22 protein-coding genes and 1 riboswitch are annotated in these 24,128 nt (G+C 70.1%); of the genes, 13 read left to right on the top strand and 9 right to left on the bottom strand.

Translation table 11 applies throughout. The features are described 5' to 3' along the window. Positions 1–11: 11 nt before the first annotated feature. The 4 genes from OG522_RS13090 to OG522_RS13075 form a co-directional block, all read right to left on the bottom strand. On the bottom strand, positions 12–335 hold the full coding sequence (locus OG522_RS13090; RefSeq protein WP_329463148.1) for a DMT family transporter: 324 nt from the start codon (positions 333–335) through the stop codon (positions 12–14). A gap of 123 nt (positions 336–458) precedes the next feature. After that, on the bottom strand, positions 459–1,472 hold the full coding sequence (rsgA, locus tag OG522_RS13085) for a ribosome small subunit-dependent GTPase A (RefSeq protein ID WP_329463147.1): 1,014 nt from the start codon (positions 1,470–1,472) through the stop codon (positions 459–461). Positions 1,473–1,488: 16 nt separating this feature from the next. Then, positions 1,489–2,814, bottom strand: a complete 1,326-nt coding sequence (aroA, locus tag OG522_RS13080; protein WP_329463146.1) for a 3-phosphoshikimate 1-carboxyvinyltransferase — start codon at positions 2,812–2,814, stop codon at positions 1,489–1,491. Between the two features lie 26 nt (positions 2,815–2,840). Further along, entirely contained in the window at positions 2,841–3,542 is a 702-nt protein-coding gene (locus OG522_RS13075) for a M50 family metallopeptidase (RefSeq protein WP_329463145.1), read from the bottom strand. 50 nt (positions 3,543–3,592) lie between these two features. Between OG522_RS13075 and OG522_RS13070 the strand changes: the two genes are divergently transcribed. From OG522_RS13070 to def, 8 genes are all read left to right on the top strand, one after another. After that, on the top strand, positions 3,593–4,435 hold the full coding sequence (locus OG522_RS13070; protein ID WP_329463144.1) for an SOS response-associated peptidase: 843 nt from the start codon (positions 3,593–3,595) through the stop codon (positions 4,433–4,435). 65 nt (positions 4,436–4,500) lie between these two features. Continuing rightward, positions 4,501–5,154 carry an alpha/beta hydrolase family protein gene (locus OG522_RS13065; RefSeq protein WP_329463143.1) on the top strand — a complete coding sequence of 218 codons (654 nt, stop codon included), beginning with the start codon at positions 4,501–4,503 and terminating at the stop codon, positions 5,152–5,154. A gap of 246 nt (positions 5,155–5,400) precedes the next feature. Further along, positions 5,401–6,045, top strand: a complete 645-nt coding sequence (locus tag OG522_RS13060; protein WP_053729873.1) for a sigma-70 family RNA polymerase sigma factor — start codon at positions 5,401–5,403, stop codon at positions 6,043–6,045. Further along, a complete protein-coding gene (gene rsrA, locus OG522_RS13055; RefSeq protein ID WP_329463141.1) occupies positions 6,042–6,356 on the top strand; it encodes a mycothiol system anti-sigma-R factor in 315 nt (104 codons plus the stop codon). The genes OG522_RS13060 and rsrA overlap by 4 nt, the downstream gene beginning before the upstream one ends. 184 nt (positions 6,357–6,540) lie before the next feature. Beyond that, positions 6,541–8,007: an HD-GYP domain-containing protein gene (locus tag OG522_RS13050; protein WP_329463140.1), complete on the top strand. Its 1,467-nt coding sequence runs from the start codon at positions 6,541–6,543 to the stop codon at positions 8,005–8,007. A gap of 1 nt (position 8,008) precedes the next feature. Beyond that, complete coding sequence (locus tag OG522_RS13045; RefSeq protein WP_443074690.1) at positions 8,009–9,244, top strand: HD-GYP domain-containing protein; 1,236 nt, start codon at positions 8,009–8,011, stop codon at positions 9,242–9,244. Positions 9,245–9,360: 116 nt separating this feature from the next. Next, positions 9,361–10,341, top strand: a complete 981-nt coding sequence (locus OG522_RS13040) for a tetratricopeptide repeat protein (protein ID WP_329463139.1) — start codon at positions 9,361–9,363, stop codon at positions 10,339–10,341. 59 nt (positions 10,342–10,400) lie between these two features. Further along, positions 10,401–11,033 carry a peptide deformylase gene (gene def, locus OG522_RS13035; protein WP_329463138.1) on the top strand — a complete coding sequence of 211 codons (633 nt, stop codon included), beginning with the start codon at positions 10,401–10,403 and terminating at the stop codon, positions 11,031–11,033. A 73-nt stretch (positions 11,034–11,106) separates the two neighbouring features. Here def and OG522_RS13030 read toward each other — a convergent pair whose 3' ends face one another. Together OG522_RS13030 and OG522_RS13025 are read right to left on the bottom strand one after the other, a co-directional pair. Further along, positions 11,107–12,063: a ribonucleotide-diphosphate reductase subunit beta gene (locus OG522_RS13030; protein WP_329467563.1), complete on the bottom strand. Its 957-nt coding sequence runs from the start codon at positions 12,061–12,063 to the stop codon at positions 11,107–11,109. A 113-nt stretch (positions 12,064–12,176) separates the two neighbouring features. Beyond that, positions 12,177–14,552 carry a ribonucleoside-diphosphate reductase subunit alpha gene (locus OG522_RS13025; RefSeq protein WP_329463137.1) on the bottom strand — a complete coding sequence of 792 codons (2,376 nt, stop codon included), beginning with the start codon at positions 14,550–14,552 and terminating at the stop codon, positions 12,177–12,179. A gap of 125 nt (positions 14,553–14,677) precedes the next feature. Next, positions 14,678–14,837: riboswitch (cobalamin riboswitch) on the bottom strand. A gap of 101 nt (positions 14,838–14,938) precedes the next feature. On the opposite strand from OG522_RS13025, the gene OG522_RS13020 reads away from it, so the two are divergent. Further along, positions 14,939–15,523: a Uma2 family endonuclease gene (locus tag OG522_RS13020; RefSeq protein ID WP_443074689.1), complete on the top strand. Its 585-nt coding sequence runs from the start codon at positions 14,939–14,941 to the stop codon at positions 15,521–15,523. A gap of 73 nt (positions 15,524–15,596) precedes the next feature. On the opposite strand, the gene mctP is transcribed toward OG522_RS13020, so the two are convergent. The 3 genes from mctP to OG522_RS13005 form a co-directional block, all read right to left on the bottom strand. After that, positions 15,597–17,213: a monocarboxylate uptake permease MctP gene (gene mctP, locus OG522_RS13015; protein ID WP_329463135.1), complete on the bottom strand. Its 1,617-nt coding sequence runs from the start codon at positions 17,211–17,213 to the stop codon at positions 15,597–15,599. Beyond that, positions 17,210–17,476, bottom strand: coding sequence for a DUF3311 domain-containing protein (locus OG522_RS13010; protein ID WP_329463134.1), 267 nt, complete (start codon positions 17,474–17,476; stop codon positions 17,210–17,212). Before OG522_RS13010 ends, mctP begins: the two co-directional genes overlap by 4 nt. 192 nt (positions 17,477–17,668) lie before the next feature. Next, positions 17,669–18,433, bottom strand: a complete 765-nt coding sequence (locus tag OG522_RS13005; protein ID WP_329467562.1) for a GntR family transcriptional regulator — start codon at positions 18,431–18,433, stop codon at positions 17,669–17,671. A gap of 473 nt (positions 18,434–18,906) precedes the next feature. Between OG522_RS13005 and OG522_RS13000 the strand changes: the two genes are divergently transcribed. The 4 genes from OG522_RS13000 (at position 18,907) to OG522_RS12985 (ending at position 23,672) form a co-directional block, all read left to right on the top strand. Then, the gene (locus OG522_RS13000) at positions 18,907–20,187 is read left to right on the top strand and encodes an extracellular solute-binding protein (protein ID WP_329463133.1); all 1,281 of its coding nucleotides are present in this window, start codon (positions 18,907–18,909) and stop codon (positions 20,185–20,187) included. A gap of 75 nt (positions 20,188–20,262) precedes the next feature. Beyond that, a complete protein-coding gene (locus OG522_RS12995; protein ID WP_329463132.1) occupies positions 20,263–21,261 on the top strand; it encodes a carbohydrate ABC transporter permease in 999 nt (332 codons plus the stop codon). Positions 21,262–21,290: 29 nt separating this feature from the next. Further along, a complete protein-coding gene (locus OG522_RS12990) occupies positions 21,291–22,145 on the top strand; it encodes a carbohydrate ABC transporter permease (RefSeq protein ID WP_329463131.1) in 855 nt (284 codons plus the stop codon). A 9-nt stretch (positions 22,146–22,154) separates the two neighbouring features. Continuing rightward, a complete protein-coding gene (locus OG522_RS12985; protein ID WP_329463130.1) occupies positions 22,155–23,672 on the top strand; it encodes a glycoside hydrolase family 3 protein in 1,518 nt (505 codons plus the stop codon). The last annotated feature ends 456 nt before the right edge of the window (positions 23,673–24,128 follow it).

The following is a 24,128-nucleotide window of genomic DNA, read 5'->3' as shown; positions in this document are numbered from 1 at the left end:
GGGCCCCGGGCTCAGTGCGCCGAGCCGGAGATCTGGAGGCCGATCACGCCCACGATCACCAGGGAGATCGACACCAGCTTCAGGGTCGAGACCACGTCCCCGAGGAAGACCATGCCGTAGACCGCGGTCCCGGCGGCCCCGATGCCCGTCCACACCGCGTACGCCGGGCCCACGTCCAGCTTCCGCAGCGAGAGGGTGAGCAGTCCGAACGAACCGAGCGCGAACGCGGCGAAGGCGATCGTCGGCCACAGCCGGGTGAAACCGTGCGACAGCTTCAGACAGACGGCGAAGCCCGTTTCGAGGATTCCCGCCACCACGACCAGCAGCCACGCCATGTCCAGGGCCTCCCACAACGCATCGTCGTCACTGACTGCATGGTCAACGCTTGGTGCGATTATGCAATGGGCGCTTGGGGCCTGCCCCCGGAAACCGCGGGCTCCGCGCGGCGGACCACGGCGTCAGTCGCCCTCGCGCCGCTCCCGTGTCGAGAGCAGCCGGCGCAGCGAGTAGAGCCGTGCCGGATCGGCGTGGCCGTCCGCCACCCACTGGTCGAGCGCGCACTCGGCCTCGTCGTGGCTGCACGCGCGCGGACAGTTCTCGGTGCCGGGTACGAGGTCGGGGAAAGCCAGGATCACGCGGGACGGGTCGACGTGGTGGAGGCCGAAGGACCGTACGCCCGGGGTGTCGATGACCCAGCCGCCGTCCGCGCTGTCCAGGGGCAGCGCCAGTGCCGAGGTGGTGGTGTGGCGGCCGCGTCCGGTGACCGCGTTCACATGGCCGGTGATGCGCCGCTGGGCCTCCGGGACCAGCGCGTTGACCAGGGTCGTCTTGCCGACGCCTGAATGACCGACGAACGCGGTTACCCGGCCGTGCAGTTGCTCGCGCACCCGGTCCGCCGCGTTGCCCTCGTACAGCTCCTCGCGTGAAGTGACCACGAACGGGACACCCAACGCGCCGTACATCTCCAGGAGTTCGTTGGCCGGGGCGAGGTCCGACTTCGTCAGGACCAGGAGCGGTTCCAGGCCGCCGTCGTACGCCGCCACCAGGCAGCGGTCGATGAGGCGGGGGCGCGGCTCGGGGTCGGCGAGGGCGGTGACGATGGCGAGCTGGTCGGCGTTGGCGACGACCACGCGCTCGTACGGGTCGTCGTCGTCGGCCGTGCGCCGCAGGACCGAGGTGCGCTTGCCGATCCGTACGATCCGCGCGAGCGTGTCCTTCTTGCCGGTCAGATCGCCGACGATGTCGACCCGGTCGCCCACCACCGCCGCCTTGCGGCCCAGTTCGCGGGCCTTCATGGCGTGGATCGTGCGGTCCCCGACCAGGCAGGTCAGCCGCCCGCGGTCGACGGTGAGGACCATGCCCTCGGCGGCGTCCTCGTGCTTGGGGCGGATGCTGGTGCGGGGGCGGTTGCCCTTGGGGTTGGGGCGGACGCGGATGTCGTCCTCGTCCGGGTTCTTGCCGTAGCGGCGCATGATCGTCAGGCTCCGCTCAGTTTCCGGACCCTGCCAGCATGGAAGTCCACATGTCCGGGAAGTCGGGCAGCGTCTTGGCGGTGGTCGCCACGTTCTCGATCTGTACGCCCTTGACGGCGAGACCGATGATCGCGCCGGCCGTGGCCATCCGGTGGTCGTCGTAGGTGTGGAAGATCCCGCCGTGCAGCGGGCGCGGCCTGATGTGCAGACCGTCCGCGGTCTCCGTCACGTCGCCGCCGAGCTCGTTGATCTCCTTGGTGAGCGCGGCCAGCCGGTCCGTCTCGTGCAGCCGCAGGTGCGCGACGCCGCGCAACGTGGACGGGGAGTCGGCGAGGGCCGCGACGGCCGCGATGCCGGGGGTCAGCTCGCCGACCTCACTCAGGTCCACGTCGATGCCGTGGATCTTGCCGGAGCCGGTGAACACCAGCCCGCGGTCGGCCAGTTGGCAGCTGCCGCCCATTTCCGTGAAGATCTCGCGCAGCTGGTCGCCGGGCTGGGTGGTGCGGATCGGCCAGTCGGGGATGACCACGGTGCCGCCCGTGACGAGGGCCGCGGCGAGGAACGGCTGGGCGTTGGAGAGGTCCGGCTCGACGGTCAGGTCGCGGCCGAGCAGCGCGGAGTGCGAGACCCGCCACATGTTCGGCTCGCCGCCCGTCTCCGGCTCGTCCACCTGGGCGCCCACGCAGCGCAGCATGTCGACCGTCATCCGGATGTGCGGCATCGACGGCAGGGTGGCCCCGACGTGGCGCACCTCCACGCCCTGGTTGAAGCGCGGTGCGGAGAGCAGCAGCGCGGAGACGAACTGGGAGGAGGACGAGGCGTCGATCGTGACCCGGCCGCCTTCGAGGGCGCCCGCGCCGTGCACGGTCATCGGGAGCGCGCCGCGGTTGTCGTCGTCGATGCGGGCGCCGAGCGCGCGCAGACCGTTGATCACGCCGCCGAGCGGGCGCTCGTAGGAACGCGGATCGCCGTCGAAGCGGATCGGGCCGTCGGCCAGGGCCGCGACCGGGGGCAGGAAGCGCATGACCGTACCGGCGTTGCCGACGTCGACCGTGGCCGGGCCGTGCAGACCGGCCGGGATCACCCGCCAGGCCTCGCCCGAGCCGTCCGGGCCCACGCCCTCCTCGATGCCGACGCCGAGCGTGCGCAGCGCCTCCGCCATCAGCAGGGTGTCGCGGGAGCGCAGGGGGCGGCGCAGCCAGCCGGGCTCGGCGGCGAGCGCGGCCAGCACGAGTCCGCGGTTGGTGACCGATTTCGATCCGGGCACGGAGACCGTCGCATCGACGGTTCCGCTCGCGAGGGGGGCGGGCCAGAGGGCGGGATGCACGGGCGTTTCGGTCATGGTGCTCACTTTAGTGGGGACGCCACCTACAGGCCGAGCAGCCAGCGACCACCGCCGATCAGCGAACAGACAGAAACGGCGTGGAAAAGGAAGAGCCAGAGCGCTGGTGGTACGTGGGTGAGCCGGGCGAGCTGGTCGGCGTCGGAGTCGCCGTCGTTGTACCGCCGCCGCTTGCGCTGTAGCTCGAACGCCGGGCGCACGCCGCCGAGCAGCAGGAACCACACGGCCGTGTAGGCGAACGCCGACTGGACGTCGGGGCCGGTCAGCCAGGAGATCAGCAGGAAGGCGGCGCCGGTCACCACGACGGTGAGCACCCCGTACGCGTTGCGGATCATCACCAGCATCGCGAGCAGCAGGGCCGTCGCCAGCCACAGCAGGAGCGTGACGTGGTGGGCGGCGAGCAGCCAGGCTCCGCCGAGGCCCAGCAGCGGCGGCGCGGTGTAGCCGGCGGCCGCGGTGAGGATCATCCCCAGGCCGTACGGCTTGCCCCGGCTCACGGTGAGACCACTGGTGTCGGAGTGCAGCCGGATGCCGTCGAGACGGCGGCCGGAGACCAGCGCCACCAGACCGTGGCCGCCCTCGTGGGCGATGGTGATGGCGTTGCGGGAGACCCGCCACAGGCTGTGCGGGACGACGACGGCGAGCGCGGCTATGCCCGTGGCGACGACCAGCCACTGGGCGGGCGCGCTCTGGGTGCCGAAGAGCTGGAAGTCTTGCAGCGCGGACATTTCTGGGACGGCTCCTCACGGGGTGGTGGCGCCGTGGCAGTGTGGCACCTATGTGCGGTAGGTATGCAGCGAGTCGCAGGCCCGAGGATCTCGCAGGAATCTTTGAGGTCGAGATGGGGGTCCCCTCCGGTCGAGCGGGATCGGGAGATCCGGCGCAGCCGCTGGAGCCCGACTGGAACGTGGCCCCGACCAAAGAGGTCTACGTCGTCCTGGAGCGCCCTCTCAAAGACGCCGACGACCCCCGTCCGGTTCGTCAGCTGCGCAAGCTGAAGTGGGGACTCGTCCCGTCCTGGGCCAAGTCGCCCGAGGGCGCGGCCCGGATGATCAACGCCCGCGCGGAGACCGTCCACGAGAAGCCGTCGTTCAAGAAGGCCTTCGCGGCCCGCCGCTGCATCCTCCCGGCCGACGGCTACTACGAGTGGGTCACCGGCGCCGGCGAGCGCGACCTGGAGGTCGAGGGGAAGAAGAAGCGGCCGCGCAAGCAGCCGTACTTCGTCACCCCGGCCGACGGCTCGGTCTTCGCGATGGCCGGTCTGTACGAGTTCTGGCGCGACCGCACACTTCCGGACGATCACCCCTCGGCCTGGTGGGCGACCTGCTCGGTGGTCACCACCGAGGCGGACCCGGGACCGCTGGGCATCGCCCCGGCCGAGGGCCCCCGCTCGCTGGCCGACATCCACCCGCGGATGCCGCTGATGCTCACGCCGGACCGCTGGTCGTCCTGGCTCGACCCGTCCCGTACGGACGTGGCGGAACTGCGCGGCCTGCTCGTGCCGCCGCCGGGCGGCCTGTTGCGGGCCTACCCGGTGTCGACGGCGGTCAGCAACGTTCGCAACAACGGGCCCGAACTCCTGAAGGAACTGGAGGGGCCCGAGGAGGGCACGCTGTTCTGAGCGAGGGCCGTGGCGGTGCTCATGTCCTGCGTCCCCGGCGCCGGGCCTGACGGCAGGATGGCCCCGTGACCAACAGCGAGATCGTCCAGACGGGTGCCGGGGACGCGCGGATCACCTGGCACCCCGCGAAGAAGGCCCGGCTCGTCCTGGCCGTGAGCCACGGCGCGGGCGGCGGCATCGAGGCCCGCGACCTCCAGGCGCTGGCCCTGGCCCTGCCGCCGCTCGGGGTGAGCGTGGCCCTGGTGGAGCAGCCCTGGCGGGTGGCGGGCAAGAAGGTGGCGCCGGCGCCCAGGACGCTGGACACCGGATGGCGCGAGCTGTGGCCGTCCGTGGCGAAGCAGGGCCCGCCGGTCGTCGCGGGCGGCCGCAGCGCCGGAGCGAGGGTGGCCTGCCGCACGGCGGCCGAGCTCGGCGCGGTAGCGGTCCTCGCGCTCAGCTTCCCGCTGCACCCGCCGGGCCGACCGGAGAAGTCCAGGGCGGACGAACTGCTGGGCGCGGGCGTGCCCACCCTCGTCGTGCAGGGCGGCAGCGACCCGTTCGGCAGACCCGCCGAGTTCCCCGCGCCGGACGCCTTCCCCGACGGGGCCTACGAACTGGTGGAAGTGCCGTTCGCGGACCACGGGTTCGCCGTCCCCAAACGGGCCCCCCTCACCCAGGAGGACGCGCTCGCGGTGATCACCGACGCGGCCGGTGCCTGGCTCGGCGCGCTGCCCCACTGACACCGGGAATGCCCGCCGAGGGGCCACTGTTATGGCGGACGTAGGGATACGCAGACCTGTTGTGGAGAGGGAGTCCGTCGTATGGGTTCGACCATCTGCCCCAGTCGCAAGACCGCCGCTGACCTGGAGTGGACGGTGCTCTCCGCGGCCGGAACCGCTCCTATTCGAGCGGCGGGCGGACCGGGTCGTCGTCTATCCTCCGATTCGAGCGGGTCCGCTTTCGGTCCCGCCGTACCGTTCGAGGAGGTGGGTCCGGTCACAGGGACCGACGACGGCCACGTGGAAGAGACCACCGCCGAGCGCAACGCGCGCTTCGAGCGGGATGCCCTCGGCTACCTCGACCAGATGTACTCGGCCGCGCTGCGCATGACGCGCAATCCGGCCGATGCGGAAGACCTGGTGCAGGAGACGTATGCCAAGGCGTACGGGTCCTTCCACCAGTTCCGCGAGGGCACCAACCTGAAGGCTTGGCTCTACCGGATCCTCACCAACACCTTCATCAACTCCTACCGCAAGAAGCAGCGCGAACCCCAGCGCAGCGCAGCGGAGGAGATCGAGGACTGGCAGCTCGCGCGTGCCGAGTCGCACATGTCGACGGGGCTGCGCTCCGCCGAGTCGCAGGCGCTCGACCACCTGCCCGACTCGGACGTGAAGTCGGCCCTGCAGGCCATCCCGGAAGAGTTCCGCATCGCCGTGTATCTCGCGGACGTAGAGGGCTTTGCGTACAAGGAGATCGCGGACATCATGGGTACACCCATCGGTACAGTGATGTCCCGGCTGCACCGGGGCCGCCGCCAACTGCGCGGAATGCTGGAGGACTACGCCCGGGACCGCGGGCTCGTCCCGGCGGGCGCCGGCGAGTCGGACGAAGCGAAAGGCTCGGGCTCATGAGCTGCGGAGAGCCGCACGAGACGGACTGCTCTGAGGTCCTGGACCATCTCTATGAGTTCCTCGACCACGAGATGCCCGACAGCGACTGCAACAAGTTCGAGGTGCACTTCGAGGAGTGCTCGCCCTGTCTGGAGAAGTACGGCCTGGAGCAGGCCGTGAAGAAGCTGGTGAAGCGCTGCTGCGGTTCGGACGACGTGCCGAGCGACCTGCGCTCCAAGGTGATGGGTCGCATCGACCTGATCCGCTCCGGCCAGGCCGTCCCCGAGCAGGACATCGTCACCGGCGAGGTGCCCACTCTCGACCGGGAGTGAACAAGGCGTTGGATCAAGGGAGTTGAGAGCGGTCCCGGCAGGCAGCCGGGGCCGCTCTCGTGCGTCGCCCGAGGTCACCCGATGGTGCTAATCCCGGTGGCCCGAACCCCCTCATTACGACCATCGACCTGACCGCCGTCCCGTGCGGGCCTATTCTCCGGAGCCTGGAGGGGAAGGGGGTGCCATGGCCGGACCAGCGGGTCCTGTGAGCCTTCCGGTGGCGGCGCGCGCCGTCGTGGCGGCCACCGTCGCGGGCGCCCTCGCCTGCGCACTGCCCGTGCTCCACGGCCCCACCCCCTGGGCCGCCGTCGCCCTCCTCGCCGGCCTGTACGCGCTGTGCGAATGGCCCGCCCGCTGCCCCGTGCTGGCCGGCCGGGTGGCCGTGCCGATCGCCTCCGGCTCCTTCTTCCCCGTACTGCTCGCCGCCGCCTTCCTGCTCCCGCCGTACGCGGCGGCGCTCACCGCGGTGCCCGGGGCGCTCATCTCCTACGCCGAGGAACAACCGCGCGCGGTGCGCCGCCTGTGGCGGGCGGCCCAGCTGGCCATCGCGGTCTCGGCGGCGGCGACTGCCCACGTGCTGCTCGGCGGACGGGCCGCGCTCGGCGGGAGCGGCCCGGCGACGCTCCCCGACTTTCCCTACGTGCTGCTGCCCGCCGGGGCCGCGGCCCTGGTCTTCTGCCTGGTCCTGACCGCCCTCGACGGACTCATCCGGGCCACCGCCGAACGGCTGCCCGCCCGCACCGCATGGCGCGGGATCCTGCTTCGCTCGCTCGCCCCGCACTGTGTGCACGGCCTCGCGGGGCTGATGATGGCGGTGCTCTGGCGCAGCCCGTTCGGACCGCCCGCCGCGCTGTTCGTGCTGCTGCCCATGTACATCTCCTGCTGGGTCTTCGCCCAGTACCACCGCGAGCACGCCGCCCACCAGGCCACCATCCGCGCCCTCGTCCAGGCCGTCGACATCAAGGACAGGTACACCCGCGGCCACAGCGAACGGGTCGGCCGGGCCTCGGAGATGATCGCGCGCGAACTCGGCATGGCGGAAGGGAGGTTGGACGTCCTGCGGTTCGCCGGGATCCTGCACGACGTGGGCAAGCTCGGGGTGCCCACCCGGGTGCTCAGGAAGGACGGCCCGCTCACACCCGAGGAGCGGGCGGTCATCGAACTGCATCCCGAGTACGGCCACGAGATGGTGCGGGGCATCGGCTTCCTCGGCGAGGCCCGCGCGGCGATCCTGCACCACCACGAGCGGCTCGACGGGAGCGGGTACCCCTACGGCCTGGCCGGCACCCAGATCCCCGAGGCAGCCCGGGTCGTGGCGGTGGCCGACGCGTTCGACGCGATGACGTCGACGCGGTCCTACCGCCGGGCGCGGCCCGTCGCGGCCGCGGTCGCCGAACTGGAGCGGTGTGCGGGGGAGCAGTTCGATCCGTTGATGGTGCGGGCCCTTGTGCGGGCACTCTCCCGGTACGGGTGGCACGTGGAGGTCACCGCGGACGAGGCGGGGGCCGCCGGTGCGCGAGGAAACGTGCCGCCTGGGGCGGGCCCCATCCCCACCCCGCCCCTTCCCGACCCGGGGCTCCGCGCCACCGCGCCCCTTCCCGACCCGGGGCTCCGCCCCAGACCCCGCCCCTCGAACGCCAAGGGGGCTTGAATTGGTCACCGCGCTCTACTCCCTGGCCGGCACCCTCACCCTCTGGGCCCTGGGTGCCACCCTGCGCGGTGGGCTGGTGGAGCCCGGGGTCGCGATGGCCTTCGGAGGGCTCATCGTCGTGGGGGAGCTGACCCGCTGGGGGGCGGGGGAGGGGGAGCGGGAGCCCGCGCCGCTCGCCTCGGCGGGGGCGCTGGCCTACGCGCTGCTCGGGGCGAACGCCGGCCACCCCACCCGGCACGGGGTGCTCCAGGTGATCGCGGTCGTGGTGGCCGCGGCCCTCGTCGGCTCCGTACCGCACGTGGCCGTCGGGCGCGGGCCGAGCCCGGACCAGGCGGCCCGGCGGGTGCTCACCGTCGCGTTCGCCGCCGTCTGTTTTCAGCCGCTGTACAACGCGGGGCTCCTGGACCGCTGGTTCGGGCACGGACCGTACTTCGCCCTCGTGCTCCTGCTGCTGCTCGTGCTGACCGCACTGTGTGACGCCGTGGTGGCCGCGCTGCTGGTGCACGCCCGCACTCCCTACCGGTACGGGCCGCTGCTGCGCGACGAGCTGCGCGGGCTGCTCGGGATCGGCTCCGCCGTGTGCGCGACCGGCGCCGTGATCGCGCTCGCGGTCGCCGTGGCGGGGCTGTGGGCGCTGCCCGTGTTCTGCGTGCCGCTGCTCCTGGCCCAGCTGGCCTTCCGGCGGTATGCCGCGGTGCGCACCACCTATCGCCAGACCATCACCTCACTGGCCCGCGCCACCGAGGTCGCCGGGTACACCCAGCCCGGCCACGCCCGCCGGGTCGCCGCGCTCAGCCGGGCCGTCGGGCGCGAGCTGGGCCTGTGCGAGCCCGAGCTGACCGTCCTTGAGTACGCGGCCCTCATGCACGACATCGGGCAGCTGTCCCTGCTCGACGCGGTGCCCGCCGGTGCCACCGCCCCGCTGCCCGCCGCCGAGCAGCGCCGGATCGCGCTCCTGGGGGGAGCCGTGGTACGACAGACCGGGGTGCCCGCGGGCGTGGCGGTGATCGTCGAGCGGCAGGCAGACCCCTGGCGGGAGCAGCCGCTGCCCGCCCGGATCGTCCGCGCGGTCAACGCGTACGACGATCTCGCAGGAGGCTCCACAGCCCCCGGCAGCTCATTGAACGCACTCGAACAGCTGCGGCTCGGCACCGGCCGCGACTACCACCCGCAGGTGGTGGAATCCCTGGCACGCATCCTCGCCCGAGGCAGTCTGACCCCGGTGCCACCTGGGTAACCCAGGAGTAATGAGCGGCCTTCCGGCTGGGCATGGTTGGATGCGAAAGAACCCAGAAAACTGGGCGACCGTAAGACCGACCCGCTAGTCGGGGCCGGTCTGGGCAGGCGGGAATCGTGAGGATCTTCGGCAAGGGACGGCACCGGCCCTCCGCCTCGTGGCGGCAGGCCACAGACCGTGCGTTCACGCTGATCGGTGACGGCAGGTACGAGGACGCCGGAGCGCTTCTGACGCGCGCCGCGGACCTGGAGCCCTGGCTGTCCGAGTCCTGGTTCAACCTGGCGCTGCTGCACAAGTTCCGGCACGACTGGGAGCAGGCGCGGGCCGCCGGGCTGCGTGCCGTCGCACTGATCGACAAGGAGACCGGCGCCCCCGACTGGTGGAACGTCGGCATCGCGGCGACCGCCCTCCAGGACTGGCCACTGGCCCGCCGCGCCTGGCAGGCGTACGGGCTGAAGGTCCCGGGCGAGGCCACCGGCAGCGGTGAACCGGTCGGCATGGAGCTCGGCAGCGCCGCCGTGCGCCTGTCTCCGGAGGGCGAGGCCGAGGTGGTGTGGGGCCGCCGGCTCGACCCCGCGCGGATGGAGGTCCTGTCCATTCCGCTGCCGTCCTCGGGCCGCCGCTGGGGCGAGGTGGTGCTGCACGACGGCGTACCGCACGGCGAACGCACCGTCGCCGCCGGCCCGTCCTTCCCGGTCTTCGACGAGATCGAGCTGTGGGCCCCCTCGCCCGTGCCGACCTGGGTGGTCCTGCTGGAGGCGGCCACCGAGGCCGACCGGGACGCCCTGGAGCGGCTCGCCGCCGACGCGGGCTTCGCCGCCGAGGACTGGTCCTCCTCCGTGCGCCTGCTGTGCCGGGCCTGCTCCGAATCGCAGATGCCCAGCGACGAGGGCGACGGCGAGCACCTCGACCCGCACGACCACAGCGAGCCCGGCCACCCCGGCCCGCTCGGCCACCGCACCTCCGGCGACCTGTGGGTCCCCGAACGCGAATGCGGCATCGCGGCCCCCGCCGGCCTGGTGCGGGGCCTGCTCGACGGCTGGGTCGCCGACAACCCGGACAGCCGGGAGTGGCGGGATCTAGAAGAAGTCTGCTGAGCCGGGCCTTAGGCTGTACGGGATCGGAATCGGGTTTTTGAGGAAGGCTTACGGCGGACATGGCGCAGCAGGAGACGGACCAGCAGGTCGAGAACGACGGGTTCGTCGTGGACACGGAGGACTGCGAGGCGCGCGAGCTGGCCTTCCGCGAGCGCGGCACCGCCCGCCCGATCACGGTGGTCGGCAACCCGGTGCTCCACAAGGAGTGCAAGGACGTCACCGAGTTCGACGGTGAGCTGGCCAAGCTGATCGACGACATGTTCGCCAGCCAGAAGGCGGCGGAGGGCGTGGGCCTGGCCGCCAACCAGATCGGGGTCGACCTCAAGGTCTTCGTCTACGACTGCATGGACGACGAGGGCGTCCGGCACGTCGGCGTCGTCTGCAACCCGGTCCTCCAAGAGCTCCCGGCCGAGCTGCGCGTCCTGGACGAGTCCAACGAGGGCTGCCTGTCGGTGCCGACCGCCTACGCGGAGCTGGCCCGCCCCGACTACGCGGAGGTCAGCGGCCAGGACGCCGAGGGCAACCCGATCAAGGTGCGCGGCACGGGCTACTTCGCGCGCTGCCTCCAGCACGAGACCGACCACCTCTACGGCTACCTGTACATCGACCGCCTGTCCAAGCGCGACCGCAAGGACGCGCTGAAGCAGATGGCGGAGGGTACGGCTCGCTACGAGGTCGTGCCGAACGCCTGATCCCGGTCACCCGGAAGCGCGTGAAGAGGCCCAGCACCGTGGCGGTGCCGGGCCCCTTCCATGTTCTCGCGGACTAGAAGTCCTCGTCGAAGCCCACCGAGCCCTCGACCGCCACCTGGTAGGCGGACGGCCGGCGCTCGAAGAAGTTCGTCAATTCCTGGACGCCCTGGAGCTCCATGAACGAGAACGGGTTCTGCGAGCCGTACACCGGGGCGAAGCCCAGGCGCGTCAGGCGCTGGTCGGCGACGCACTCCAGGTACTCGCGCATCGACTCGGTGTTCATGCCGGGCAGGCCGTCACCGCACAGGTCGCGGCCGAACTGGAGCTCCGCCTCCACCGCTTCCTTCATCATGTCGGTGATCTGCTCCTTGAGCAGATCGTCGAAGAGCTCCGGCTCCTCCTTGCGGACGGTGTCCACGACCTCGAACGCGAAGTTCATGTGCATCGTCTCGTCGCGGAACACCCAGTTGGTGCCGGTGGCCAGACCGTGCAGCAGGCCCCGGCTGCGGAACCAGTACACGTACGCGAAGGCGCCGTAGAAGAACAGCCCCTCGATGCACGCGGCGAAGCAGATCAGATTGAGCAGGAACCGGCGGCGGTCGGCCTGGGTCTCCAGGCGTTCCAGCTTCTCGACCTCGTTGATCCACTTGAAGCAGAACTGCGCCTTCTCGCGGATCGAGGGGATCTCCTCGACCGCGTCGAACGCGGCCGCGCGGTCGTCCGGGTCGGGCAGGTAGGTGTCGAGCAGCGTCAGATAGAACTGGACGTGCACGGCCTCCTCGAAGAGCTGACGGCTCAAGTAGAGCCGCGCTTCAGGGGAGTTGATGTGCTTGTAGAGCGTGAGGACGAGATTGTTCGAGACGATCGAGTCCCCGGTGGCGAAGAACGCCACTAGGCGGCCGATCATGTGCTGCTCACCCGGCGTGAGCTTCGCGAGGTCGGCGACGTCGGAGTGGAGGTCGACCTCCTCGACGGTCCAGGTGTTCTTGATCGCGTCCCGGTAGCGCTCGTAGAAGTCCGGGTAGCGCATCGGACGGAGAGTCAGCTCGAAGCCCGGGTCGAGAAGGTTCTTTTGCAGAGAAGAGGTGTCGGCGCGAAGCGCCGTCGTTGAGGGGCGGCGGTCGGGCGACGGGTGGGCGGTCATTACTGGCAGGCCTCGCAGGACTCGGGGTTTTCGAGCGAGCAGGCGATTGCGTCGGCGTCGGGGGCCGCCTGCTGGACTGGAATGGTGGGGGCTGCCTGGGCCGCGCGCGCGATGCGGGTCGCCGGGCGCGAGCGCAGGTAGTACGTCGTCTTCAGGCCCTGCTTCCAGGCGTACGCGTACATCGACGACAGCTTGCCGATGGTGGGCGTCTCCAGGAACAGGTTCAGCGACTGCGACTGGTCGAGGAACGGGGTGCGCGCGGCGGCCATGTCGATCAGGCCGCGCTGCGGGATCTCCCACGCCGTGCGGTACAGCGCGCGGACTTCGGCCGGGATCCAGCCGAAGTCCTGCACCGAGCCGCTGGCCTCGCGCAGCGCCTCGCGGGACTGCGCGTCCCACACGCCGAGCTTCTTGAGATCCTCCACCAAGTAGCCGTTGACCTGGAGGAATTCACCGCTGAGCGTCTCGCGCTTGAAGAGGTTGGAGACCTGCGGCTCGATGCACTCGTAGACGCCCGCGATGGAAGCGATGGTGGCGGTCGGGGCGATCGCCAGGAGCAGCGAGTTGCGCATGCCGACGGTGGCGATGCGCTCGCGCAGCGCCGCCCAGCGCTCCGGCCAGTTCAGCTCGACGTCGTAGTGGTCGGGGTGCAGCACACCGCGCGCGGTACGGGTCTTGTCCCAGGCGGGCAGCGGGCCCGACCGCGCGGCGAGGTCGGTGGAGGCCTCGTACGCGGTCAGCATGATCCGCTCGGCGAGCCTGGTGGAGAGCGCCTTCGCCTCGGGGGAGTCGAAGGGCAGGCGCAGCTTGAAGAAGACGTCCTGAAGGCCCATCGCGCCGAGGCCCACCGGGCGCCACTTGGCGTTGGAGCGGCCGGCCTGCTCGGTCGGGTAGAAGTTGATGTCGACGACCCGGTCGAGGAAGGTCACCGCGGTGCGGACGGCTTCGTCCAGGCGCTCCCAGTCGATCCCGTCGCCCACCACGAACGCGCCGAGGTTGACCGAGCCGAGGTTGCAGACGGCCGTCTCGCCGTCGTCGGTCACCTCAAGGATCTCGGTGCACAGGTTGGAGGAGTGGACGGTGTGGCCCGGCTCCGCCGTCTGGTTGGCGGTGCGGTTGGAGGCGTCCTTGAAGGTCATCCAGCCGTTGCCGGTCTGCGCGAGGGTGCGCATCATGCGGCCGTACAGGTCCCGGGCGGGCATGGTCTTCTGGGCGAGTCCGGCGGCCTCGGCCTTGCGGTAGGCGGCGTCGAACTCCTCGCCCCACAGGTCGACGAGCTCGGGCACGTCGGCGGGCGAGAACAGCGACCACTGGCCGTCCGCGTCGACCCGGCGCATGAACTCGTCGGGGATCCAGTGCGCGAGGTTCAGGTTGTGCGTACGGCGCTGGTCCTCGCCGGTGTTGTCGCGCAGCTCAAGGAACTCCTCGATGTCGGAGTGCCAGGTCTCCAGGTACACCGCGGCGGCGCCCTTGCGCCGGCCACCCTGGTTGACCGCCGCGACCGAGGCGTCCAGCGTCTTGAGGAAGGGGACGATGCCGTTGGAGTGGCCGTTGGTGCCCCGGATCAGCGAACCGCGGCCGCGGACGCGGGAGTACGAGAGGCCGATGCCACCCGCGTGCTTCGAGAGCCGGGCGACCTGGTGGTAGCGGTCGTAGATCGAGTCGAGCTCGTCCAGCGGAGAGTCGAGCAGGTAGCAGCTCGACATCTGGGGGTGGCGGGTGCCGGAGTTGAAGAGCGTGGGGGAGGACGGGAGGTAGTCCAGGCGGCTCATCAGGCCGTACAGGGACGCCACTTCGTCCAGTGCGCGGACCGACTCGTCCTCGGCGAGGCCGGACGCCACGCGCAGCATGAAGTGCTGGGGGGTCTCGATGACCTTGCGGGTGATCGGGTGGCGCAGCAGGTAGCGGGAGTAGAGGGTGCGCAGACCGAAGTAGCCGAAGCGGTCGTCGGCGCCGTCGGCGAGCGCGGCGTCGACCAGGGCGTCGAGGCGGCCCGTGTGGGTCCGCACGAAGTCCGCGGTGCGGTCGGCGATCAGGCCCTCGCGGTGACCGGTCTCGACCGAAGCGGAGAACGACAACGCGCCCTGGGTGGCCGCCTCTTCGGCGATGGTGATGGTCAGGAGACGGGCGGCGAGGCGGGAGTACGCCGGGTCCTCGGAGATGAGCCCCGCGGCGGCCTCGGTGGCCAGCTCCCGCAGCTCGGCCCCGTCGGAGCGGGCGTTACGGCCGCGCAGCGCGGCGGCGGCAACCCGGCCGGGGTCGGTGTCCGGAAGATCGGCGGTGAGATCCGTCAGGGTCCGCAGCAGCGCGGTCCCCGGCGCATCCGCCGGTTCTTCGGTGATCGCTGAAGCGGGATCCGCTGGGGCGATGGTCACGTGGGGGCACTCCCTCGCTCGGCACGGGGCCTTCGGGGGAGGCGTCGGCGCGCGTCGGGGCAGCCCTGAGCGCGTCGTCCACCGGCCCAACCGCGAGACCCGGACGTTTGGCACCCGGATCGGTCGAACCGGATGCGCCATCGGCAGGTCTTCGGACTCGGCCCGTACAAAGGGGTACGGGTCATACCGTTGCGGGACAGTTCCGGATTCGCACCGGATTCCCCTGCGGCGACAGCGAGGATGAGCATACATGTGGGGGGCACTGCCAAGAGCACCCCCCACATGTTGTGTCGCGTGTGCGTGAGGGGGCATCGGATGGAAGCCGGGCAAGTGTCAGCGGCCTCCGCTATGGTCGATGACAGACCGTCGAGGAAGGCGAGTGAGGCATGGTCGTCATGACTTACCGGGCCCAGATGCAGACCGAAGACTTCGAGACCCTCGCGCGCGTAGGTGCCCGCGAGGTCGAGGGGCTGCGGCTTGAATTCATTGACGGGAAGCTGGGGGTCAAGGCCGTGCCGGACGGGGACCACGACCGAATCGTTCTGTGGCTGGCTCGCATTTGTATGCAGCATCGGCCTGAGTTGTGGCTTCACGTCGAGCGGGGGTTGGCGGTTCAGGAATACCGTTCGGGTCGCGCGCGCCCGGACGCGTCCATGGCTCCGGACGACGCGTTTGTGGGGCAGGGGGAGTGGGCTGATCCGGCACCCGTCCTCATGGTTGTCGAGGTCACCTCGTACGACTCCGACACGGACGCGCGTGATCGAAACGAGAAGCCGCGCGCCTACGCAGAGACCGGAATCCCTGTGTACCTCCTCATCGACCGGGAGCGCTGCGAGGTCACCGTCCGCAGCGAGCCTGACGGCATGCGTTACGAGAGCATCCGCACCGTGCCCTTCGGTAAGGACATCGAGCTTCCCGACCCGGTGAACATCACCCTCCAGACCGAGCAGCTCAAGGACTGGGTGCGCTGACCAACGCGCACAGAAGGGCCGCCGCACCCTTCCGGGATGCGGCGGCCCTTCCGCGTACAGGTACCGCCAGAACTCAGTGCACCGCGCCCGCCGTCGCCGGCAGCTCCGTGGCGACGCCCGGGTCGCCCGCGTCCGCGGTGTAGTCGGCGGGCGAGGTCTCGTCGATGCCGTCGGGGGCCTTCACGGCGCGCAGGACGAAGGTCAGGACCACCGTTACCACCACGTTCAGGACGAACGCGGTGAGGCCGATGTAGCCGATCTCGCCGATGCCCGGGATCTCCTTGGAGGAGCCGCCGAAGTGCTTCTGGGTGGGCGAGGCGACCCCGTACGCCGCGAGCGTGCCGTAGGCCATGCCGACCGCCCAGCCCGCGAGCAGCGCCCAGCGGTGGAACCAGCGGGTGAACAGGCCGCCGACCAGGGCCGGGAAGGTCTGAAGGATCCAGATGCCGCCCAGCAGCTGGAAGTTGATGGCCACCGTCTTGTCCATGGTGAGGACGAAGACCAGCGCGCCGACCTTCACCAGCAGCGACACGAACTTGGAGACCTGGGCCTCCTGCTTGGGCGTCGCGTCCGGCTTGATGAAGTCCTTGTAGATGTTGCGGGTGAACAGGTTGGCCGCGGCGATCGACATGATCGCCGCGGGAACCAGCGCGCCGATGCCGATCGCCGCGAACGCCACGCCCGCGAACCAGTCCGGGAACATGTCCTCGAACAGCTGCGGGATCGCCAGCTGGCCGTTGGTGACCTTGACGCCCGCCGCGATCGCCATGAAGCCGAGCAGCGCGAGCAGGCCCAGCATCAGCGAGTACAGCGGCAGGATCGTGGTGTTGCGGCGGATGACGTTGCGGCTGCGCGAGGACAGCGTCGCGGTGACCGAGTGCGGGTACATGAAGAGCGCGAGCGCCGAGCCGAGCGCGAGGGTGGCGTACGTCCACTGGCTCGCCTCGCCGGGCGCGATCGCCCCGGTGGGCTTCCCGCCGGGCGGCCCCGCGAACTTGTGCTGCGCCGCGCTGAAGATGGCGTCGAAGCCGCCCAGCTTGATCGGGATGTAGATGATCGCGACCGCGATGACGAGGTAGATCAGTCCGTCCTTGACGAACGCGATCAGCGCGGGGGCGCGCAGCCCGGAGGAGTAGGTGTACGCCGCGAGCACCGCGAAGGCGATGAGCAGCGGCAGGTCCTTGACGAACCAGTTGCTGGACTCGCCGCCCACGCCCATGACGTCCAACACGGCCTGGATGCCGACCAGTTGGAGTGCGATGTACGGCATCGTCGCGAGGATGCCGGTCACCGCGACCGCGAGGGAGAGGCCCTTCGAACCGAACCGGCCGCGCACGAAGTCCGAGGTGGTGACGTAGCCGTGCTTGTGCGAGACCGACCACAGGCGCGGCAGGAAGGTGAAGACCAGCGGGTAGACGAGGATCGTGTAGGGCACGGCGAAGAAGCCCGCCGCACCCGCCGCGTACACCGCGGCGGGCACCGCGACGAAGGTGTACGCCGTGTAGAGGTCGCCGCCGAGCAGGAACCAGGTGACCCAGGTGCCGAACGAGCGCCCGCCCAGGCCCCATTCGTCGAGGGTGTGCTCGTTCTCGGCCTTGCGCCAGCGGGCGGCCATGAAGCCGAGGACCGTGACGGCCAGGAAGAAGAAGATGAAGACGCCGAGCGCGACGCCGTTCACGCCATGCTTCACGCGGACGCACCCCCCTTCTCGTCAGAGGTGCGCGAGCGCTGGTCGTGCTGCCAGAGCTTGTACGCGATCATCGTGAGCGCGGTGGAGATGAGCACCCAGAGCATCTGGTACCAGTAGAAGAACGGGATGCCGCCGAGCTTCGGGTCGGTCTTGGCGTACGAGCTCACCCACATCATCGCCACGAAGGGCGCGATCAGGCAGAGCGCGATGACCACGCGCAAGGGCGTGATCACCGGTCTCTTCACTTCCGTCGATTCCGGCATTGGGTGGCTCCGTCCCCTCACGATCACCTGTGTGTTGGATCACTTCGGTAATGCGCAGGAAATCTAGGGGACGTCGCCGGTCAAGGGAACCCCCGTCCGGATAGCGGACGATGGCGCGGATGTGGTGGATCGTCAGTCGGCGGACCGTCAGCCGGTGGATCGTCAGTCGGTGGACGGCCGGCTGGTGGACCGTCAGTCGGTGGGGCGCTTGAGTCTCGCCACGAACTTGTACCGGTCGCCCCGGTAGACCGACCGCACCCACTCCACCGGCTCGCCGTCGCCGTCGAGCGAGTGGCGGGACAGCATCAGCATGGGCAGGCCCACATCGGTGCCGAGCAGCCCAGCTTCGCGCGGGGTGGCGAGCGAGGTCTCGATGGTCTCCTCGGCCTCCGCGAGGCGCACTCCGTACACCTCGGCGAGCGCGGTGTAGAGCGAGGTGTACTTGACCAGGGAGCGGCGCAGCGCGGGGAAGCGCTTGGCGGACAGGTGGGTGGTCTCGATGGCCATCGGCTCGCCGCTCGCCAGGCGCAGCCGTTCGATGCGCAGCACCCGGCCGCCCGCGGTGATGTCGAGCAACCCGGCGAGGGTGTCGTCGGCGGTGACGTAGCCGATGTCCAGGAGCTGTGAGGTCGGTTCCAGGCCCTGGGCTCGCATGTCCTCGGTGTACGAGGAGAGTTGGAGCGGCTGGGAGACCTTCGGCTTGGCGACGAACGTGCCCTTGCCCTGGATGCGCTCCAGGCGGCCCTCGACGACCAGCTCCTGAAGGGCCTGGCGCACGGTGGTGCGGGAGGTGTCGAACTCGGCGGCGAGGGTGCGCTCGGGCGGCACCGGGGTGCCGGGCGGCAGGGTCTCCGTCATCTCCAGCAAGTGGCGCTTGAGCCGGTAGTACTTGGGCACGCGGGCGGTACGGGCGCCGGCGCCCGCCTCCGTCTCGCTGCCGCTCCCGTCGGTGGCCATGGCCTGCCTTCCCGAGTGGTGCGCTGCTGCCGTCACCGGCTCCTCCGTCTGTCGCGGCTCACATGGTGGCACGGACCGGTCACGGGTCGTCGCCCTCCGTCAGGGTGTCGGTCGGGTAACGCGATCGACAGCCTTCTTATACACCGCCGCGCGGCGGACGTGCGGGGGAGTATGCAAGTTGGTCTAAACCATTAAAGCCCAGGCGGTGTTCCGGAGGGTGGGCCGGGCGGGCCGACGGGCCGTGAACGGGGCCGGTGGGGGGCGAGTTGTGGGGAGTCGTGGACGGCGAGGTGTCGGTCCGATAACGGACGGTCTCGGCGTTCTTATCGACTCTTGACACCCCTAAAGGTCTAGGCCAAGCTCCCGGTACTGGTCTAAACCATTAAAGACCAGAACCCAGCCCCACGGGCAGTACTCGTCGTATGTGGCATCGCGGTGGGCGGGGGGTTTCAGTCATCCCTGAGGAGAGTGGCGTGAAGCGCAAGCTCATCGCGGCAATCGGCGTCGCGGGCATCATGATCGGCGCCGCGGCCTGCGGCGGCAGTGACAAGAAGGACGGCGCCGCGGGGGGCGACGCCAAGGAACTCACCGTCTGGCTGACGGTCGACGCGCAGAAGAACTGGCCCGAACTGGTGAAGGCGGCGGACGACGCCATCATCGCCAAGCACCCCGGTCTGAAGATCAACCACGAGTACTACGGCTGGCCGGACAAGAACGCCAAGCTGGACGCCGTCCTCGCCACCGACAAGGCGCCGGACGTGGTCGAGATGGGCAACACCGAGATGCTGTCCTACTCGATCAAGGGCGCGTTCGCCGAGGTCGACCCCTCGAAGTTCGACAACTCCGCCGCCTGGCTGGACGGCCTCAAGTCCTCCGTCACCTACAACGGCAAGACCTACGGCGTCCCCTACTACGCCGGTGGCCGCACGGCGACCTGGCGCAAGGACATCGCCGCCGATGCGGGCATCACCGCGACCCCGAAGACGTACCCCGAGCTGACCGCCGACCTGGACAAGATCCAGGCCAAGCAGGGCGACAAGTTCAGCGCCTGGTACCAGCCCACCCGTGACTGGTACGCGGCCATGTCCTTCGTGTACGACGCCGGCGGCTCCATCGCGAAGGAGGACGGCGGCCAGTTCAAGGCCAACCTGTCCTCGCCGGAGTCCGTCAAGGGCCTCACCGAGTTCAAGAACGTCGTCGACAAGTACATGAAGGGCGACAAGACCAAGGACGAGTCCGACCGCCCGATCGTCTACGGCCAGGGCAAGTCCGGCCTCGTCTTCAGCCCGGCCTGGGAGGGCGCCAACGCCGCCCTGCCGGAGAACGACAAGGTCGGCAAGCTCGCCGACAAGATCGAGAGCTTTGTGATGCCGGCCCCGTCCGGCAAGGCCATGCCGGTCTTCCTCGGCGGCTCGGACCTCGCCGTCCCGGTCAAGTCCAAGGCCCAGGGCCTCGCGGCCGAGTGGATCAACGCGCTCACCGGGACCCAGGGCCAGAAGGGCCTGATCGCCAAGGGCAACCTGCCCAACAACAAGACGGACCTCGCACCGCTGAAGTCGGACCCGAAGACGGCCGTTCCGGCCACCGCGGCCGAGTCCAGCTGGTTCGTGCCGATGGCGCCGGGCTGGGGCCAGGTCGAGAAGGCCCAGGTCCTGCAGACCATGCTGCAGAACATCGGTACCGGCAAGCAGACGGTCGAGGCCGCCGCGAAGGACGCGGACGCCGCGATCGACAAGGTCATCAACACCAAGTGACCTTTGGGCAGGGCCCCGTCACCACGACGGGGCCCTGCCCGGCCAGTTCCAGAGAGGGATCACCAGGAGCACGCGATGAGTGCCGCAGAGACAACCACCGCCAAGGTGCCGCCGGCGCGGCGCGACCCACTACCGGGTGCTGGATCCGGTCAACCCGGCAAGCCGGGGAAGAAGCGCGGCACGGGCGGGGGAGCGGCGGTGCCCTGGGCACTGCTCGCACCCTGTCTGCTCGTCCTCGCGCTCGTCCTCGGCTATCCGCTGGTCCGTCTGGTCACCCTGTCCTTCCAGAAGTTCGGGCAGCCGCAGCTGTGGGGATTCCAGGCCGCCGAGTCGGTCGGCTTCGACAACTTCAGCAACGTCCTCGGTGACGCCGAGTTCTGGCACGTCGTCGTACGCACCATCCTCTTCGCCGCCACCGCGGTCATCCTGACCATGGTCATCGGCATGCTGATCGCCCTGCTGCTCCAGCGGGTCTCGGGCTGGGTCAAGACGCTCATCAACATTGCCCTGGTGGCGAGTTGGGGCATGCCCATCGTCGTGGCGATCACCGTCTTCAAGTGGATGTTCGACTCCGACTTCGGCGTCCTCAACTGGCTGCTCAGCCAGCTGCCCGGCGTCGAGATGCACGGCCACAACTGGTTCGCCGACGGCACCCAGGGCCTCGCCGTCATCATGCTGCTCGTGGTCTGGGGCGCGGTGCCGTTCGTCGTCATCACGCTCAGTGCCGGCCTCACCCAGGTCCCCAAGGAACTCGAAGAGGCCGCCCGGCTCGACGGCGCCGGATCCTGGGGGGTGTTCCGGCACGTCACCATGCCGATCCTCAAGCCCATCATCGTGATGCTCGCGACGCTCTCCGTCATCTGGGACATGGGCGTCTTCCCTCAGGTCTTCGTGATGCGCGGCGGCCACCCCGAAGCCGATTTCCAGCTGCTCACCACGTACTCGTACGAGAAGGCCTTCGTGGTCAACGACTACTCCCAGGGCTCCGCGATCGCCCTGCTCACCGTGATCCTGCTGCTCGGTGTGATCGCGGTGTACATGCGCCAGATGCTCAAGATCGGGGACGTCGAGTGAGCCCCGCGAACGGAAATGGGGGCGTAGTCATGGCTGCCTCAACCGCGGCGCTCGCCCGCCCCGCCCGCAAGAAGACCAAGCTCGGCTGGAACCTGCTCGGCCTGCTCGTCTTCGTCACCGCGGGCTTCCCGGTCTACTGGATGCTGAACACCGCGTTCAAGCCCGCCAAGGACGCGATCGACCCCGATCCGCACCTGTTCCCGACGAACTTCACGCTCGACAACTTCCGGCGGGCGCTCCAGATCGGCGACTTCTGGGGCTCCATCGGGCGGTCCCTGACCGTCTCCGTGGTCGTGGTCGTGATCGGCATCGCGGTCGGCCTGCTCGCCGCGCTCGCCATCTCCCGCTTCGCCTTTCGCGGCCGCAAGGTCGTCATCGTCGGCATCCTCGCGGTCCAGATGGTGCCGCTGGTCGCCATGATCATCCCGGTCTTCCTGCTGCTCAACGACCTCGGCCAGTACGACAAGCTCTCGGGCCTGATCATCACGTACCTGACCTTCATCCTGCCCTTCACGGTCTGGACGCTGCGCGGATTCATCGTCAACGTCCCCAAGGAGCTGGAGGAGGCGGCCATGGTCGACGGGTGCAGCCGCACCGGCGCCTTCATCCGGGTGGTCTTCCCCCTGCTCGCCCCCGGCATGGTGGCGACCTCCGTCTACGGTTTCATCCAGGCGTGGAACGAGTACCTCTACGCCCTGATGCTGATGAGCCAGAACCACCAGACCGCGACCGTGTGGCTGTCCAACTTCACCACCCAGCACGGCACCGAGTACGCCCCCATGATGGCCGGATCCACGATGATGGCCGTCCCCATCGTGGTTCTCTTCCTCCTCGTCCAGCGCAAGATGGCCGCGGGTCTGACGGCCGGCGCAGTGAAGGGATAACCCCGCCCCATGACGACAATGACCACGGGTTCCGACACACTGACCCGCGACGCGCTCGCCGTCCTCCAGCCCGGGTTCACCGGCACCAGCGCGCCGGACTGGCTGCTCCGCCGCATCGGCGAAGGCCTCTCCTCCGTCGGGCTGTTCGGCCGCAACATCGTCTCCGCGCCCCAAGTGGCCGAGCTCACCGCCCAGTTGAGGGCCGAGCGGGACGACCTCCTGGTGGCCATCGACGAGGAGGGCGGTGACGTCACCCGGATCGAGGTCCGTACCGGCTCCTCCTTCCCCGGCAACCTCGCGCTCGGCGCGGTCGACGACGTGGAGCTGACCCGCGAGGTCGCCCGCGAACTCGGCCGCCGGCTCGCCGAGTGCGGCGTCAACCTCAACTGGGCGCCGTCCGCCGACGTGAACTCCAACCCGGACAACCCGATCATCGGGGTACGGGCCTTCGGGGCCGAGACCGACCTGGTGGCCCGGCACACCGCCGCCTACATCGAGGGCCTCCAGGCCGCCGGGGTCGCCGCCTGCACCAAGCACTTCCCCGGCCACGGCGACACCAATGTCGACTCGCACCACGCGATGCCCCGCATCGATGTGGATCTCGACACGCTGCACCAGCGTGAGCTGGTGCCTTTCCGCGCCGCGATCGCGGCGGGTTCCAAGTCGGTCATGAGCGCGCATATCCTTCTTCCCGCGCTCGACCCCGCCCGTCCCGCCACGCTCAGCCCGCGCATCCTCACCGGACTGCTGCGCGAGGAGCTCGGCTACGACGGGCTGATCGTCTCGGACGCGGTGGAGATGCAGGCCATCGCCGGGACGGTCGGCATCGAGCGAGGCTCCGTCCTCGCGATCGCGGCGGGCGCCGACGCCCTGTGCGTCGGCGGCGGCCTGGCCGACGAGGGCACCGTACTGCGGCTGCGCGACGCGCTGGTCAAGGCGGTACGGGACGGCGAGCTGGCCGAGGAACGCCTGGCCGACGCCGCCGCACGGGTACGTGCGCTGGCGGCGTGGACCCAGCAGGCCAGGGGGGACGTGGCGGCGCCGGGCGCGGCGGTGCAGGAGGGGACCGCGCCCGGCACCGGCAGCGACATCGGCCTGGTGGCCGCACGCCGGGCCGCCCGCGTCACCGCGGCGCCGTCCTGGCGTCCGCTGGAGACGGCGCCGTACGTGGCGACGTTCACGCCCGTCATGAACATCGCGGTGAGCAGCGAGACCCCCTGGAGCATCGGCGGCGAGCTCGCCGCCCTGCTGCCCGGCACCGAGGGCGGCACCTTCGGGACCGACAGCGCCGCCGCCGACGTGCTCGCGGCGGCCGGTGAGCGCCGCATCGTCGCGGTCGTACGCGACGAACACCGCCACCCCTGGATGGCGGCGGCCCTGGACGGACTCCTCGCGGCCCGCCCGGACACGGTCGTGGTCGAGATGGGCGTGCCCCGCGCCACGCCGCGCGGCGCCCTGCACATCGCCACGCACGGCGCGGCCCGGGTGTGCGGCCGCGCGGCCGCCGAGGCCATCACCGGGGTCTAGGACCGCAAGGCCGAAGAGGCGGAGTGACAGCCGGCGGGCTGTCACTCCGCCTCTTCGGCATGTCCGGACCCGGGACCCGCGCCGCCACGGAACGGTACGCAAGCCCCGGGTTTGGATGTCCACGAGGGCAGATCGCATGGCCCGCTCGGGCCCTTCGGCCTGCGGAGGGGGGTGTGGCCTGGCGGTCTCCGCGCGTTTGACAGTATGTCAATCGATCTCTGTAATACGGGGGTTGACACCGCAAGTTGGTCTAGTCCAGCTTGGAAGAAAGCAAGTTCGGTGGGACTGCGAAACCCGCACGCCTTTCCCCATGCCGCACGCTTTCGCGGTGTGAGTGACCGTACGCGTTCGTAACATTCCTTTTCCTTGGGGGAATTGGGATGTGCGCGCACGAAGGGGGGAGCGGCCGGACACCCCTGGATCCTCCCAGGTCAATCACTGACCGTCGGACGGCCG

It is taken from the genome of Streptomyces sp. NBC_01431 (assembly GCF_036231355.1).
In the GTDB taxonomy this organism is placed as follows: Bacteria; Actinomycetota; Actinomycetes; order Streptomycetales; family Streptomycetaceae; genus Streptomyces.
The sequence above is the reverse complement of the archived record's forward strand: the minus strand, read 5'-3'. Positions and strand labels throughout refer to the sequence as shown.